Annotated in this window: 11 protein-coding genes and 1 pseudogene; 4 read left to right on the top strand and 8 right to left on the bottom strand. The window is 57.4% G+C overall.

Features of this window, described 5'->3' with window-relative positions; translation table 11 throughout:
* Window positions 1-51 precede the first annotated feature (51 nt).
* The 3 genes and pseudogenes from J2S70_RS07185 to J2S70_RS07180 all read right to left on the bottom strand — a co-directional run bounded on the left by J2S70_RS07185 (window position 52) and on the right by J2S70_RS07180 (window position 4427).
* The gene (locus J2S70_RS07185) at window positions 52-1104 is read right to left on the bottom strand and encodes a 3-isopropylmalate dehydrogenase (RefSeq protein WP_307683046.1); all 1053 of its coding nucleotides are present in this window, start codon (window positions 1102-1104) and stop codon (window positions 52-54) included.
* Window positions 1105-1501: 397 nt separating this feature from the next.
* A pseudogene (locus J2S70_RS08900) lies at window positions 1502-1714 on the bottom strand (transposase); the annotation flags it as partial.
* Between the two features lie 694 nt (window positions 1715-2408).
* Entirely contained in the window at window positions 2409-4427 is a 2019-nt protein-coding gene (locus J2S70_RS07180; RefSeq protein WP_307683045.1) for a coiled-coil domain-containing protein, read from the bottom strand.
* Window positions 4428-4670: 243 nt separating this feature from the next.
* Here J2S70_RS07180 and J2S70_RS07175 point away from each other — a divergent pair, with 243 nt between their 5' ends.
* The 4 genes from J2S70_RS07175 to J2S70_RS07160 all read left to right on the top strand — a co-directional run bounded on the left by J2S70_RS07175 (window position 4671) and on the right by J2S70_RS07160 (window position 7765).
* The gene (locus J2S70_RS07175) at window positions 4671-5699 is read left to right on the top strand and encodes a YeiH family protein (protein ID WP_307683044.1); all 1029 of its coding nucleotides are present in this window, start codon (window positions 4671-4673) and stop codon (window positions 5697-5699) included.
* 168 nt (window positions 5700-5867) lie between these two features.
* Window positions 5868-6899 carry a PAS domain-containing protein gene (locus J2S70_RS07170; RefSeq protein WP_307683043.1) on the top strand — a complete coding sequence of 344 codons (1032 nt, stop codon included), beginning with the start codon at window positions 5868-5870 and terminating at the stop codon, window positions 6897-6899.
* Between the two features lie 225 nt (window positions 6900-7124).
* Window positions 7125-7385, top strand: a complete 261-nt coding sequence (locus J2S70_RS07165; RefSeq protein WP_307683042.1) for a type II toxin-antitoxin system Phd/YefM family antitoxin — start codon at window positions 7125-7127, stop codon at window positions 7383-7385.
* Window positions 7382-7765 carry a type II toxin-antitoxin system VapC family toxin gene (locus J2S70_RS07160; protein ID WP_307683041.1) on the top strand — a complete coding sequence of 128 codons (384 nt, stop codon included), beginning with the start codon at window positions 7382-7384 and terminating at the stop codon, window positions 7763-7765. Before J2S70_RS07165 ends, J2S70_RS07160 begins: the two co-directional genes overlap by 4 nt.
* A 25-nt stretch (window positions 7766-7790) precedes the next feature.
* Here the strand turns inward: J2S70_RS07160 and aspA are convergent, their stop codons facing one another.
* The 5 genes from aspA to J2S70_RS07135 form a co-directional block, all read right to left on the bottom strand.
* Complete coding sequence (gene aspA, locus J2S70_RS07155) at window positions 7791-9215, bottom strand: aspartate ammonia-lyase (RefSeq protein WP_307683040.1); 1425 nt, start codon at window positions 9213-9215, stop codon at window positions 7791-7793.
* A 274-nt stretch (window positions 9216-9489) separates the two neighbouring features.
* Entirely contained in the window at window positions 9490-10518 is a 1029-nt protein-coding gene (gene ilvC / locus J2S70_RS07150; protein ID WP_307683390.1) for a ketol-acid reductoisomerase, read from the bottom strand.
* Window positions 10519-10648: 130 nt separating this feature from the next.
* On the bottom strand, window positions 10649-11182 hold the full coding sequence (ilvN, locus tag J2S70_RS07145) for an acetolactate synthase small subunit (protein WP_307683389.1): 534 nt from the start codon (window positions 11180-11182) through the stop codon (window positions 10649-10651).
* Window positions 11182-12984: an acetolactate synthase large subunit gene (locus J2S70_RS07140; protein WP_307683039.1), complete on the bottom strand. Its 1803-nt coding sequence runs from the start codon at window positions 12982-12984 to the stop codon at window positions 11182-11184. Before J2S70_RS07140 ends, ilvN begins: the two co-directional genes overlap by 1 nt.
* 659 nt (window positions 12985-13643) lie before the next feature.
* On the bottom strand, window positions 13644-15245 hold the full coding sequence (locus J2S70_RS07135) for an aspartate:alanine exchanger family transporter (RefSeq protein ID WP_307683038.1): 1602 nt from the start codon (window positions 15243-15245) through the stop codon (window positions 13644-13646).
* Window positions 15246-15337 lie beyond the last annotated feature (92 nt).

Here is a 15337-nt window from a genome sequence, read left to right as displayed (position 1 = left end):
TCATCGCTCTGGTATGCACTCTAGCGCGGCTGCCCGTGGTTGTGCCGAATTTTACCGGGCGAGTAGTTCGACGACGGCGTCGCCGATTTCTTGCGTCGTACGCACGAGAGGCTGGCCGTGGGCGGCGGCTTGGGCGCGGGCGGCCATGTCGGCGTCGACGGCGTCACGCACCTTGCGCCCCAGCTCAGGATACTCGAGGAAGTCGAGCATCATCGCGATCGAGGAGATTGTTGCGATCGGATCGGCTTTCGACTGGCCGGCGATATCGGGGGCCGATCCGTGCACGGGTTCGAACATGGAGGGATAGGTTTTATCTGGATTGATGTTGCCCGAGGCGGCCAGGCCAATACCGCCGGTGATCGCGCCGGCTTCATCGGTGAGAATATCGCCGAAGAGGTTATCGGTCACGATCACGTCGAAACGGCCCGGATCGGTGACGAGGAAGATCGTTGCGGCATCCACGTGCAGGTAGTCGGTTTCCACGTCGGGGAATTCGCGGCCGGCTTCTTCGACGGTGCGGCGCCACAGGTGGCCTGCGTTGACCAGCACGTTGTGCTTGTGAACAAGCGTGAGCTTCTTGCGCCGCGCCTGAGCCTGTTCGAAAGCAAAGCGCACCACGCGCTCGGCGCCATAACGGGTGTTGACGGATACTTCAGTTGCAATTTCGTGCGGTGTGCCCTCGCGGATCACTCCGCCATTACCGGCATAGAGGCCTTCGGTCCCTTCGCGCACGACCACGAAATCAATCTCGCCCGGATTGCCAAGTGGGGTTGGCACGCCGTCGTAATACTTCGACGGGCGGAGGTTGACGTAGTGGTCCAACTCGAAGCGCAGCTTGAGGAGAAGGCCGCGCTCAAGCACACCGGAGGGCATGGATGGATCGCCGACAGCGCCGAGCAGGATCACGTCTTTAGTCTTGATTTCGGCTAATTCGGCGTCGGTGAGCACCTCGCCGGTGCGATGGTAGCGGGCGGCGCCGAGGTCATAGATGGTCTTGTTAAAGGTGACCTCGCCGTCTGAGACCGCGTCGAGCACTTTCAGAGCTTCCGCCACAACTTCGGGGCCGATGCCATCGCCGGGAATAACTGCAAGTTCAATCGTCATGGCCAAAGTGTAAGCAAGAGCCCCGCGTTGGGGCTGATATTTTCAATTGGTGGACCGAATATGGCATACGCCCCGAACTTTGCCGATAGCATAAATACTCGCTAGGTTGAGTAACGCACTGTTTCGGAAATAAGGAATCATCTGTGGATGATAACGCGCAAGAATCGTTGGATACGTGGCGAACTATCATTCAGCCCGAGTCAACGACGGCGAGAACGAAACCTACGCCAAGGGTTGATGCTCGCAACTTTTTGCGGCTTAACACGCGTTTAAGCATTCCTACCTAAATTTGTAGTTGACCGCAAGTTGTGGACAGGTGAAGCGTCATAGCCTGACCGAGACACGTTCAGTAGTCGGGCCATGCGGATGATGTCGAAGTTTGCCTTCTCCCGTTCGATCAACTCAAACCGCTCAACCGTGGTCGCACGGGCGCGAAGAAGGCTGCTGCTTTTCCCAAAAACTCGTTATCCTTTTTCAGCTCGTAAACCTCACGCCGTAACCGTTTCAACTCGGCTCGCTCATCCATGGTCAACTCACCGGCCGCCTCACTTTCGTGACCATCACGATGCTTGCGGACCCATTTACCTAACAGCTGTTCACCCAGCCCACGTTCACGTGCACATGCGCAATCGGCCTGCCCGTATCCACCGCTAAACGAGCGGCCTGTTCACGTTATTCCCGCGTCAACTTCCGCATAGTCTTTCCTTGTTCCTGCCATAACAGCACCCTTTCACGCAGGACATCAATCCCGCTAACTCATATGTCCACAAAAGCAAGGTAACTACAACTGAAGCCCCTCAAAAGTTAATTGAAATTCTGGCAAATATAAATAACGGACAAACGCCACGTTCCAACGCTAAACGCGAATTAGTGCGAGGAGCCATTCTGCCTTTATTTGAGGTGAAGCCACGCCAAGCAAAGTCTCAAATTCGTGAATTGCAGTTCATCGCACAACCAATCATCGGTGATTTTCGAGACTGGGAAATTCAGGTAAAAGCCGGAGACCAAACTGTGCTTCGCCCCTAAAATCGTAGTGACGTAAGCTTTCTTATAAAGGGAAAGCTGCGCATGAACCTATATCAATTGGTGCACGATATCTCGGTTCCACAAGTAATTGATAGCAAAGTTGAGGAAGTAAATTTTGGTACTAGCAACACTTGGATAGCTTTCTCTTAGAGGATCGAACGCATTGCTTTCGATGTGAAGTGGGCACTTGCGAGTACTAAGCCAGAAAAATGAGGTGGGCAGATTGTTGACCAATCTGCCCACCTTCACGATGTCAAGCACCGTTATGAGTATCTAAACTACTTTCCCCGCTTATGCTTTGGCGAATACCGCGAGGCCGCAAGTAGCCCAGCTCCGCCAAAGAGTGCCATGACGGAGAACTTCGCCGCACTGTCGGTAGTTGCTCCGGTGTTCTTTAGCTTTTGTACTTCTGGAGCGGATGCCTTCGCCACGGTCACTGTAGGTGCCTTTTCCTCAGAAGACTTCTGAGGCTGGGGCTGCTCTTCTACTGTGCGCTCGTCATCGACCTTTTCAGTCGTGGACTCATCACTAGGAACATCAGAGCATAGTTCTAGCTCGTTGGCTGCATCTTGAGCAGAAACGGCGCTCTCCAAAGCTTGTTTAGCTTCGTTAGCCTTGGCAAGAGCCGCTTCGTAGTTGGCACGAGCAATGCGTTCAGCCTTTTCTGCTTCTGCAAGATGCCCATCAGCAATTTCACTTCTAGCCGCAGCGGCCAAGGCGCTATTTCTAGCTGCCGCCAGGGAGTCGTTCGCCGCATCGAGCTCGTCCTTCAAGACGTTGGCATCGCCAGCTTCCAAAGAAGCCTTATTCGCCGCCTTCATAACATCTTCTAGGAGGTTGGCATCGCCAGCATCCAAAGAAGCCTTATTCGCTGCCAGAACTTCATCCCATGCACGCGCAACGGCATCGCTCTTAACGTCAAGCTCGTCCTTCAAGACGTTGGCATCGCCAGCTTCCAAAGAAGCCTTATTCGCTGCCAGAACTTCATTCCATGCACGCGCAACGGCATCGCTCTTAGCGTCAAGCTCGTCCTTCAAGACGTTGGCATCGCCAGCTTCCAAAGAAGCCTTATTCGCCGCCTTCATAGCATCTTCTAGGAGGTTGGCATCGCCAGCTTCCAAAGAAGCCTTATTCGCCGCCTTCATAGCATCTTCTCGGACGTTGGCATCGCCAGCATCCAAAGAAGCCTCATTCGCCTTTACAAGCTCTTCTCGGAGACGTTGTTCCTCTTCAGGAGTTGCGGCCGCCTGCCAAGCATCATAAGCAGCCTGCGCTTTCGCCTCGGCAGCAACAGCCGCCTGCCAAGCATCATAAGCAGCATGAGCATCTGCTTCAGCCTTCACAGCCGCATCCCAAGCATCGTAAGCAGCCTGCGCATCTGCTTCAGCCTTCACAGCCGCATCCCAAGCTTCGTAAGCAGCCTGAGCATCTGCTTCAGCCTTCACAGCCGCATCCCAAGCTTCGTAAGCAGCCTGCGCATTTGCTTCCGCAGCAACAGCCTCGTCATATACGCGCTTCGCTTCCTTTTCAGCATCTACAGCCGCATCCCAAGCTTCGTAAGCAGCCTGCGCATCATCCTCAGCCTTCGCAGCCGCATCCCAAGCATCGTACGCAGCCTGAGCATCTGCTTCAGCCTTCACAGCCGCATCCCAAGCTTCGTAAGCAGCCTGCGCATTTGCTTCCGCAGCAACAGCCTCGTCATATACGCGCTTCGCTTCCTTTTCAGCATCTACAGCCGCCTGCCAAGCATCATAAGCAGCCTGCGCGTCTGCTTCCGCAGCAACAGCCTCGTCATATACGCGCTTCGCTTCCTTTTCAGCATCTACAGCCGCCTGCCAAGCATCATAAGCAGCCTGCGCTTCCGCCTCGGCAGCAACAGCCGCCTGCCAAACATCATAAGCAGCCTGCGCTTCCGCTTCAGCAGCAACAGCCTTATCATACGCGCCTTGCGCTTTGGCAACTGCCTCTCCGGCTTCCTGAAGTGACTGCTTCAGAGCTTCAACTTCAGTCGCGATAGCATTAGCGTCGTCTTGCAACGCATTTAGCGCATTCTTCACCTCACTGTGGTGCGCGGTCGCGATCTCAAGTTCAGCAGCAGATTTATCACGAACCCGTTCAGCTTCTTCGACGGCAGTTCCCGCTTCTGCAAGAGCTTCCTCAATTTGGGTTTGCGTGTAACAAGAGGGGGTGGGCAACTGGCCAGAACCTTTATCTGCGGGCTGTCCAACCGCAGCGGTTGCAGAACCGGCGACCATCAGAACGGCGGCCACGGCACTCGTAAAAGTACGATTTTTCATTTTCAGTCCTAAAAATCGACCTGCGTGGAGCATATCGCAACTTTCACAATTTAACTGCTTAACTGCGGAAATGGCGATAATCCGAAACTAGCATAACACCTTAAAAAATTCGAGCAAATACTTACGAAAGGTGAGTTGATTCAACTTAACCACCATATCTCGCATGAGGTCTGATACACAATCCACCCGATTATGGGCCCCGCAGTTCGACTTCCAGTCCACTGCAGTGTCACAGTTAAAGATATGAAAACTTTGCGCACACTTCTCCCCGGGCTTGCGCTCGTCGCCGTCGTTACCGCGATCGCCTACGTGATCAACCTTCTAGTTCCCGCACTATCGGCGCTCCTCGTCGCCATCCTGCTTGGAATGCTCGTGCGCAACATCGGGCTCGTTCCTGCAACAGCCGAAGCTGGGCTCACATTCGTTTCAAAGAAAGTACTACGTGCTGGCGTCGTATTGCTTGGATTCCAGCTCTCACTTCGCGTCATCGTCGATCTCGGCCTTGGCGCCCTCCTCACCATCCTCGTTACCGTCGTCGGTACTTTCGTTGGTACGCTCGCCATCGGCCGCCTGCTCAACATGGACACGCCAGATCGTTACCTCGTCGCAACCGGCACCTCGATTTGTGGCGCCTCAGCGATCGCTGCCATGTCCGCCGTCGTCGACAACGGGAAAAACAGCCGCCGCGTCGAAGAATCGGCGGCAACCGCACTCGCCGGGGTGACCATCTTTGGCACCATCTCCATGCTTGCCCTCCCTGCCATTATTAATGCCACCGGCATGGGAGCCATGCCCGCCGGCGTGTGGATCGGCTCCGCCATCCACGAAGTTGGCCAAGTGGTAGCCGGAGGTGGCTTCGTCTCCCCCGAAGTCCAACAGGTGGCAGTCGCAACAAAACTCGGCCGTGTACTCACACTTGCCCCGATGGTCGTACTCGTCGGGCTCGCCATGCGTCGGCGTACCACCATGCCAACTGGAGCGGCTAGCGAGGGGTCAGACATCAAGGCTCCCCCACTCGTCCCACTCTTCGTGGCGGGATTCCTCGCCATGGTTATCCTTCGAACCGTGCTCGACCTACCCGATTCCCACGCCCTGCCCACAACTATCAATCTCTTTGCCTCCCTCTTCCTCACGGCAGCGATGGTCGGAATGGGTGCCGCCGTCGACATCCGCTCGGTCCTCAGCCGCGGCCGCACGTCAATACTGCTATCACTCATCGCCGGCATACTTGCCACCCTCATCTCCCTCGCCGGGGTGCTTCTGTTCCTATAAATATCTAGATACCGAAAAATTATTCTGTACTCGAAGGAGCGTGAATTTAAACCCGGTAAACTCATGTTTTGCTCGCGAGCGTCGATGTGAGGGCTGAAAGTCATACTTTTTTCACGCTTTCGAAGATAGACCAGATTTTCTTGCACCCAACGCTCTAGGATGGAAACCATGCGAATTACACCGAGTGGCAACCGTTTTGAAGTCCAGCCCGATGAACTCTTCTTTTCCACCACGGATCCGAAGGGGGTCATCGGCCTGACCAACGACGTATTCAACCGGCTCGCACGCTACGACCGCGACGAACTGCGCGGCGCCCCACACAACATCATTCGCCACCCGGATATGCCAGGCGCCGTTTTCACACTCATGTGGAACCTGATCGAAGCGGGCAAACCGTTCGCGGGCTACGTTCGCAATCTCGCTTCCGATGGCGATGCCTACGACGTATTCGCCACCGTCACCCCGCTGCCCGAAGGCCGTGGCTACCTGTCTGTGCGCCAGCGTCCCTGCCGCGATGACCTCTACTCAACGGCAGGGGAGATTTACGATGATGTACTCGCTAAAGAAACGGAACTGCGTGCCGGTGGGATGAACCGCAAGCAGGCTGCTCAGGCCACGCTCGAGATGCTTGAACACGCAGTGAAGGGAATCGGATTTGAATCTTACGAGGCCTTCCAAGATCACCTCATGACGGCCGAAGTGGCCGCACGCTCGACGCTCACGGATCCACTTCCCTACCGCGAAGGCTCCTCGGAAGTTCACCTCATGCTCGAAGAAATCTGGGGTGAACACGCCATCGTCAGCGCATGGCGCGACCGCATCGAAGCCGAAAGCGTTGGCACCGGTAGCACCATATCCCCCATCCACGCTCACCTGGCCCGCACCGAAATCCACATCGACATGTGCGGCTACTTCCTCGCCGAACTCATCGCCACCGGCTACGACGAAAAAATCGGCCTGCCCGGCAAAGCCATGGGATTCGCCTCCCACACCATCTGGGACGAAAAGAAGGAAGAGAGCCGCGAGGAGCGCGACGTGCGCGAGCGGCTTGAGTCACTCGAGATGCTCAGCGAGGTTCTCTACGACGACGTTGGTCCGCTACGTGACTACGCGGGCAGCTCGCCCGCAGTCGAGGAATTGTTCGCGAACATCGAACGAGTGCACGCCAAAGTTCTCATGTTTGAAAGCACTACTTACTAACGGGCGCAAGACCGCCGAACCTCACTACCCTCGGGCCCTCACTTGTGAAGTGTTAGAGCAACGGGCAAATTTACACAAGCTTTCACAGAAAGCGCCTCGAACTGCAAAGAACCCACATTCAAGGAGTTGCGCCTAAACACGAGGGTTACTTCCCCTCGAATTTAGCCAAAGGTCCTCGCAGGCAAAGATCTAGATTTAAGTAGACTATAAAGCTACAATTTCTTCATGGACACACTTTCTTTAGCGGAACTCCGGCAAAACCCCACACATGCCCTCAATGCCGTCGAAGACGGCAGGACTTTCATCATCACTCGACACAAGCGGCCGATTGCCAAGCTCGTGCCGATGAGCGACCATTTAGACTTGCAAATCATTCCTGCACGCACACCGCGCCACAGACCCCGAATTAAGGATCTCCCAAACTGGCCCAGAAAATCATTGGACGAGATCACTGAAACCATCGAATGGGTCAAAGGTGACCGATGACGCTCTACTACCTCGACACTTCGGTCGCGATTATGGTCCTACAAGGTCATCCCGGCACGGTTCATTGGTTCACCGAAGCCGCCGAACATGCCGATCTCGTGTCATCAAGAATTTTGCAAACCGAAATAACTCCAGTATTGCGTAGAGAGTCCCGCCCACCTCTGGAGCGCGATGAGATCCTAGATTTCGTAGCGCTAGTTCCGGTAAGCGAAACCATCTTGCAACGCGCCGAATCAATACAGAGTCATGTCCGAACTTTGGACGCCATCCACCTAGCAACCGCCGGAGCGTTACCAAATGCGACTGTCGTTTCTCACGACAACCAGATGCTGCTAGTTGCCAGCGACTTGGCAATGAGGACTCTAGATCCGGTCCTCTGATGCCAAGAAAGCTGGCGAACAGCGCCTATTCGTCGTCATAGATCTTGCCCATGTAACGCGGATTCATCAAGTTCTCTACCGAAAGTGCCGCATCAAGCTGCTCCTGCGTCATCAAGCCGCGCTCGAGCACAATCTCGCGCACACCCTTACCGGTCTGCGCCGCTTCCTTGCCGATCGAATCGCCCTCATCATGGCCGATGAAATCGTTCAGGTAGGTCACAATGCCGATCGAGTTCATCACGTGATCACGGCACACGTCCTCGTTTACAGTAATGCCATCAACGCAACGCTCACGCAGCGTCTTTAGCGCGCTACGCAAAATGTACACATCCTCAAACAGGCACTGGGTCATCAGTGGCTCCATCACATTCAGCTGCAACTGCCCGGCCTCGGACGCGAAAGACACCGCCGTCGCGTTCCCAAGCACCTTGTAACACACCTGATTCACAACTTCTGGAATCACCGGATTCACCTTCGCCGGCATGATCGACGAACCCGCCTGCATCTCAGGCAAATTGATCTCATTCAAACCGGCACGCGGCCCCGAACTCAGCAGTCGCAGATCGTTACAGATCTGCGAAGTCTTCGTCGCCAACCGCTTAAACGAACCAGAAACCGCGACGAACACGCCAGTATCCGACGTCGCCTCAACAAGATCCGGAGCGCCCGTCACCTCAAGCCCGCTCACCTCAGCCAGCCGCCGCACAGCCGCGTCCTGGAAACCCTCAGGCGTATTCAAACCGGTGCCGATCGCCGTCGCACCCACATTCACCTCGAGCAGCAAACGCATCTCCTGGCGAAGATAGCGAATCTCCTCCTCCATCAGCGTACGGAACGCACCAAACTCCTGGCCCACCGTCATCGGAACCGCATCCTGCAACTGCGTGCGGCCCATCTTAATCACGTGCTTATTTGCCTCGGCAATCCTGCCAAACGAATCCGCGAGCGCCTGGACTTCCTCAATCAGAGTCTCGATCAGCTTGTAAATCGAGATCCGAATCCCAGTCGGGTACGCATCGTTGGTGGACTGCGACTTATTCACGTCATCATTCGGGTTAACCACCGAATACGAGCCCTTTTCCTCCCCGAGCACCTCGAGCGCAAGATTTGCCACCACCTCGTTGGTATTCATATTGACCGACGTCCCAGCACCGCCCTGGAACATGTCGATCGGGAACTGGTCCATCGCCTTGCCCTCATCAAGCACCAGATCGCAGCCGGCCACAATCGCTTCGGCCGTCTTCTTCGGAAGCACGCGCAGATCACGATTCGCAAGCGCCACCGCCTTCTTCGTCATCACCATTCCGCGGATAAATTCGGGGAAATCATTCATCGTCTGCCCGGAAATCTGGAAATTCTCCATCGCGCGCAGCGTATGAATACCGTAGTAGGCATCGGCCGGTACCTCGCGGCTTCCCAACAAATCCTTTTCAACGCGGACGTTAGACATGTGCCCTCCTTATTTGTTACGGCTCTAAAGACGTTGGCTCAGAGTTATCTCGGCTCAGGCTTTTACTTTAACCCGGGCAGGCGGACTTATTTTGTGACGGACGTCCGTCAGTTGCGAGCGTCTCTCAGTTGCCACCCTAGGCAGCCGCTAGTAGCAATCCGAACCGGCACTAGTAGATATGCGAGGAGGGCGGCTCACGTGAACCGCCCTCCTCGACGTCGTCGATTAGCTAGGCGCCGTCGATCGGCCTGTACCCTACCGGGCAGCCGCCACTTTAGCGGGCAGCGGAGCCATCAACGTAATCTTCGTCCACTGTTTCCCACGCGAACATCTTACGAAGCTCGACGCCGACCTTCTCAATCGGGTGATCCTCGCCCTGCTTACGCAGCTCGGTGAACTCGGGCGCGCCGGCATCCTGGTCTTCGATAAAGCGCTTGGCAAAGTTGCCATTCTGGATGTCCTTGAGCACGCCTTCCATATTCTGCTTGACCTCAGGCGAGATCACGCGCGGGCCGGAGACGTAATCGCCGTATTCGGCCGTGTCCGAAATCGACCAGCGCTGCTTGGTCAGGCCACCTTCGTTGATCAGGTCAACGATGAGCTTGAGCTCGTGCAACACCTCGAAGTAGGCGATTTCCGGCTGATAGCCAGCCTCGGTCAGAACCTCGAAACCGTACTGGATCAGCTGCGAAACGCCGCCACATAGCACGGCCTGCTCGCCGAACAAGTCGGTTTCGGTTTCTTCGGTGAAGGTGGTCTTGATGGCACCGGCGCGTGTGCCGCCGATCGCCTTTGCATACGATAGGGCGAGGTCCCACGCCTGCCCGGAGGCATCCTGCTCAACAGCCACGATGTCTGGCACACCGCGGCCATCCTGATACTGGCGGCGCACCGTGTGGCCCGGGCCCTTCGGCGCGACCATGCACACGTCATGCCCCTCGCCCGGCTTAATGTAGCCAAAGCGAATGTTGAAACCATGCGCGAAGAACAGCGCGGCGTCGTCCTTTAAGTTCGGTTCGATCTGCTCGGCGTACACCTGACGCTGGTGCTGATCCGGGGTCAGAATCATCACGACGTCGGCCTGCGCCGTCGCGTCCTCAATCGAGGCAACCTTCAAGCCTTCGTCTTGCGCCTTCGCGATCGACTTCGAACCTTCGCGAAGACCAACGACGACGTCCACGCCAGAATCACGCAGATTCAGCGCGTGTGCGTGGCCTTGCGAGCCATAGCCGATGACGGCAACCTTCTTGGACTGGATGATGCTCAGATCAGCATCGGTATCATAAAAAATCTCTGCCACTATTTTCTCCTTAGGTGGGCTAATTCAATTCTAAACCGGTTGTGATGCAGGCGGGCGGGCGTCCCATTATGCGCCTTGACGCCCGCCTACTAAGCGCCGCACAGCTGGCTATTAAGCGCCGCACAGCTGGCTATTAAGCACCGCGCAGCTGCTTGCGCTCAGCGGCAACGATTTCCGTGAGTGAGCGCGCACCGCGGCCAATTGCCACCGCACCCGACTGCACGATTTCCTTCACGCCATACGGCTCGAGCGCAGCGAGCAACGCCTTGATCTTCGCTTCCCCGCCGGTCGCTTCGATCGTGACCGCATCCGGTACGACGTCGACGATATGCGCGCGGAACAGCTCCACGATCTGAATGACGGAGGTGCGCGAGGCGTCGTCGGCCTTCACCTTCACCAAAATCAGCTCGCGCTGCACCGAATTCGACTCCTCGAGCTCGGTAATCTTGATGACGTTCACCAGCTTGTTCAGCTGTTTGGTCAGCTGGTCGAAGGACTCGTAATCCGTGTCAACCACGAGCGTGATCCGGGAAAGTTCCGGATCGTCCGTCGGGCCAACTGCCAACGAGTGGATATTGAACGCGCGGCGCGCGAAAAGTCCCGAAACGCGTGCGAGCACGCCCGGCTTGTTCTCTACCAGAACCGAAAGAGTGTGGCGGTGGCTAATCATGCTTGCTCCTCATCTTCGTGGGTGGGGCGCAGGTCGCGCGCATACAAAATATCGTCGTTGGAAACTCCGGCGGGAACCATCGGCCAGACCATCGAGTCCGGCGAGACCACGAATTCCACGACGACGGGGCGATCGTTCACCGACATCGCTTCCTCGATCGCGCCGTCCACGTCTTCCGGCTTCTCCACGCGGATCGCATGGCAGTTATAGGCTTCCGCCATCTTCACAAAATCCGGGATCCGCACCGTGCCGTGCCCGGTGTTCAGTTCGGTGTGCGAAAAGCGCCCGTCGTAGAACAGGTTCTGCCACTGACGCACCATACCGAGCGAGGAATTGTTGATCAGCGCAACCTTGATCGGAATGTCGTTGAGGCGGCACGTGGCCAACTCTTGGTTCGTCATCTGGAACGAGCCATCGCCGTCGATACACCACACCGTTTTATCCGGGTTGCCGACCTTCGCGCCCATCGCCGCGGGAACGCCGAATCCCATCGTGCCAGCTCCACAGGAATTCACGAGTTGCCCCGGGAACTTCCACGAAATGTATTGCTGCGCCCACATCTGATGCTGGCCCACGCCCGTCGTAAAGATAGAATCGGGAGCCAACGCACCCAGGCGGGACAGCACATACTGCGGGCTCATCAGGCCGTCGTCGGGCTCTTCATAGCCAACCGGATACGTATCGCGCAGCCGGTTCAAGAACGCCCACCACTCGGTGAGGTCCGGTTTGCCGTACTGTTCATAGGTAGGTTTCATTTCGTCGAGCAGCGCCGCGATTGTTTCTTTCACGTCGCCGAGGATCGCGACGTCAGCCGCGCGGTTCTTGCCGATCTCCGCCGGGTCGATGTCTGCGTGGATCACCTTGGCATCGGGGGCGAACTCGTCGAGCTTGCCAGTCACGCGGTCGTCGAACCGGGCGCCGAGCGTGATCAGAAGGTCCGACTTTTGCATGGCCGCAACCGCCGGAACCGTGCCGTGCATGCCGGGCATGCCCAAGTGGTGCTCGTCGGAATCCGGGAAGGCGCCACGGGCCTGGAGCGTGGTAACAACCGGGATTCCGGTGGCTTCAACGAGCTTGGCCAGCTCCTCATGCCCGCGCGAGCGGACAACGCCGCCGCCCACGTAAAGAACGGGTTTGCGCGCGCCAGCAATCAGGCGGGCGGCCTCGCGAACGAGCCGCAAAGACGGTTTGACCTGCGGGCTGTAACCGGGCAATTCCATCTTGGGCGGCCATACGAACTCGCACGGATCGTTTTGCGCCGACTTCGTGACGTCGATAAGTACCGGGCCCGGGCGGCCGGTCTTTGCCAGGTGGTAGGCCTCGGCCATACGCGCCGGGATTTCATTAGCATCCGTGATGAGGAAGGAGTGCTTGACAAACGGCATCGTGGCGCCGATCATGTCTGCCTCTTGGAAGGCGTCGGTGCCGATGAGGTTCGCGCCCACCTGGCCCGTAATCGCGACGAGTGGCACCGAATCAAGGTAGGCATCTAGGAGCGTGGTTACAAGGTTCGATGCACCCGGGCCGGAGGTGGCAATACATACGCCCACCTCGCCCGTCGATACCGCGAATCCTTCGGCCGCGTGGCCCGCACCCTGCTCGTGACGCACGAGAATGTGGCGGATCTTATCGGACTGGAAAATCGCGTCATACAACGGGAGTGCGGCTCCTCCGGGGAGGCCGAACACACTTTTCACTCCCAGCTCTTCGAGCGAGCGGATGACCGCGCTTGCACCTGTGGCCTGTTCGCGGATCGTTGGTTTGTCCGCGGCCGTGGGCGGGGTTGGCGCCTTAGCCATTTTTCCTCCTTGAGTTCGGGGCGACGACGACGTCGTATCAGCTTGCCGTGCACCTGGTGGCCGTCCTGAGTTGGGCATGAAAAAACCCCTCGGATTTCGAGGGGCGCACCGCAGGACAGCGTTACCTACCGGTGCGCTGGCTTACTACTACGAGAATGTTCGTCATGGTAATAGCGTATCCGCATATCACGGCGGCGCCAAATTAATTTCGGACCGTCTCAATGGGTGGATAATGGTCCCACCAATCGGGACGTTGGGCCCATAAGCCAGCGCATATTCGGCGAGCCGCCCGTGTAGCACCTTGACTCACCCTCCCTTTGCAAACCGGGCAGGTTTCACTTATATGGGACACGTTTAACATGCCCCGTGTAGGTGATTAGTGCCCCGTTTGCGAACAAACCTCGCCCAGCGCCGGCGTCGGAGTTTCATCTCGCCGCGGGAGGTCCATAAAGTCCCCCGGAGATCCGTAAGCCAGCAAAAACCCGAAATCCTGTGGCTTACCGACCTCCCGGCGACTTACCGCCCCCCCCCCCCCCGAAAGCGAAATGAACCCCCGCGGGCAGCAAAACGTGGCGCTCACAAAATAGCGACAGGGGCAGCGCGTGGTGGCCGCTCGGCGAGCGCTAAGAAACTGAAAGCCTAGCGCAAGCACCGCCGCTCTACAGCGAACCGAGAATCGTGGCCACAAGGATCTTGCCAATCATCGCCACCGGATACACCAGCGCATAGCCGAGCGCAACACGCGGATCGGAGTTCGTGCGCGAGTTGGCGAAAGCAAGCACGGCCGGCTGGGTCTGGGCACCGGCGAGCAGGCCGGAGAACTGGGTGGCACCGATCTTAAACAGTCCGCGCATCACCAAAAACAGGCCAATCGCGAGTGCGCTGGTCATCACCACGCCGAGCAGCAGAATCTCGATCCACGCCCCCGAAGAGAACGCCGCCAAAATTTGCGCACCAGCATTCGTGCCAGCCTGCGCCAAAAACAGTAGCAACCCGATCTCGGCAAGCACGGTACCAGTCGTATTTGGCAGCGCGGTCACCTGACCACCGATCCGCCCGAGCCGCCCAAGAATCAAGCCAACTATCAACGCTCCGGCCGCGGCGCCGATCGCCATCGCTGAACCACCCGGCAGCGGAATTTTCACGGTGCCGATCGCCATTCCCAGCGCGATTCCCAGGCCCAGCGCCACCGGGTTAATATCCGTGAGCCCCTTCGAGGAATCCCCGAAGAATTTCGAGATCGCTTTCATGTTCGACGTCGGTCCGATCACTCGCACGCGATCCCCCATCTCGATCATGAAATCAGGAATCGCCAGCAGGTCAGAATCTCCGCGCCGCACGCGCGAGGCCGTAGCGCCAAACTTCTCCGTCAACACCTCGTCGAGTTCGGCGATCGTCATGCCGGCGAGCTTCGGCTCAGACACCGTGATCCGCCGGAAATCAAGGAAGCGCCGGTCCGAGCGCAGCGAGTGCGAGGAGCGGTGCCCAACGAGTTCTTCGAGTTGCCCTAGTTCGGTAACAGTTCCGACGACGGTCAGCAGGTCATCCTTTTCGAGTACGTCATTGCGGGTTGGGATCCAAATCGGACCGGTTTCCCCACGCCGCATCCGCGAAATCTCAACTGGCTTCTTCAAGAGCCCCACGATCTCACCAATCCGCGGCTGATCATCACGATCAACCCGCAGCGTCACGTGCGTCACGGGTTCGGGCTTGTCCGTATCTTCATGCGCTTTGCGAAGAGCAATATAGGCCGCTGCGAGCATGCCGATCACGCCAAACAGGTAGGCAATCGAATAGCCGACTGTCGCCGTCGCCGCATCGCCCGCCGCCTCACCGGCAGCCGAAAGCGCGGGAGTGTTCGTCACCGAGCCAGCGAAGGTGCCAGCAATGAGGGCGATGTCCATGTCGAACACGAACCTGCCCACCACGTAACCAATCCCGGCAACAACGCCGTACAGGAGCACAAGCGCCACCATAGGCCCAACCGCCTTGCGCACATTTTCAAAGAAAGACGGGCCAGAATTGTTACCAATCGTGAACGCAAAAAGGGCCAAGCCCAGCGTGCCGATCTCATGGGGAACCAGCACGTCCACGCCAAGCGAGGCACCCCACGCCGAAACAGCGATTGCCACAAACAGCACCGCGGCAGCACCAAGCGAAATACCCTTCACTTTGATGTGGCCGAAAACCATGCCAAACCCGACGAGGAAGAATGCTAGAAGTACGGGTTGCGATGCAAGAAACTCAAAAACAGCGATCATCTTCGTCCTTAATCTCGGCCCAAGTATAACCGCACCGCTGGTCCCTTCCCGTAGCCGTAAGGCCCGAAGCGGCGTTGCGTGAGCAAGCTTAC

This window comes from Trueperella bonasi, assembly GCF_030811535.1.
Lineage (GTDB): Bacteria > Actinomycetota > Actinomycetes > Actinomycetales > Actinomycetaceae > Trueperella > Trueperella bonasi.
Note: the sequence above shows the minus strand (reverse complement) of the source record. Positions and strands in the feature narration are given on the sequence as shown.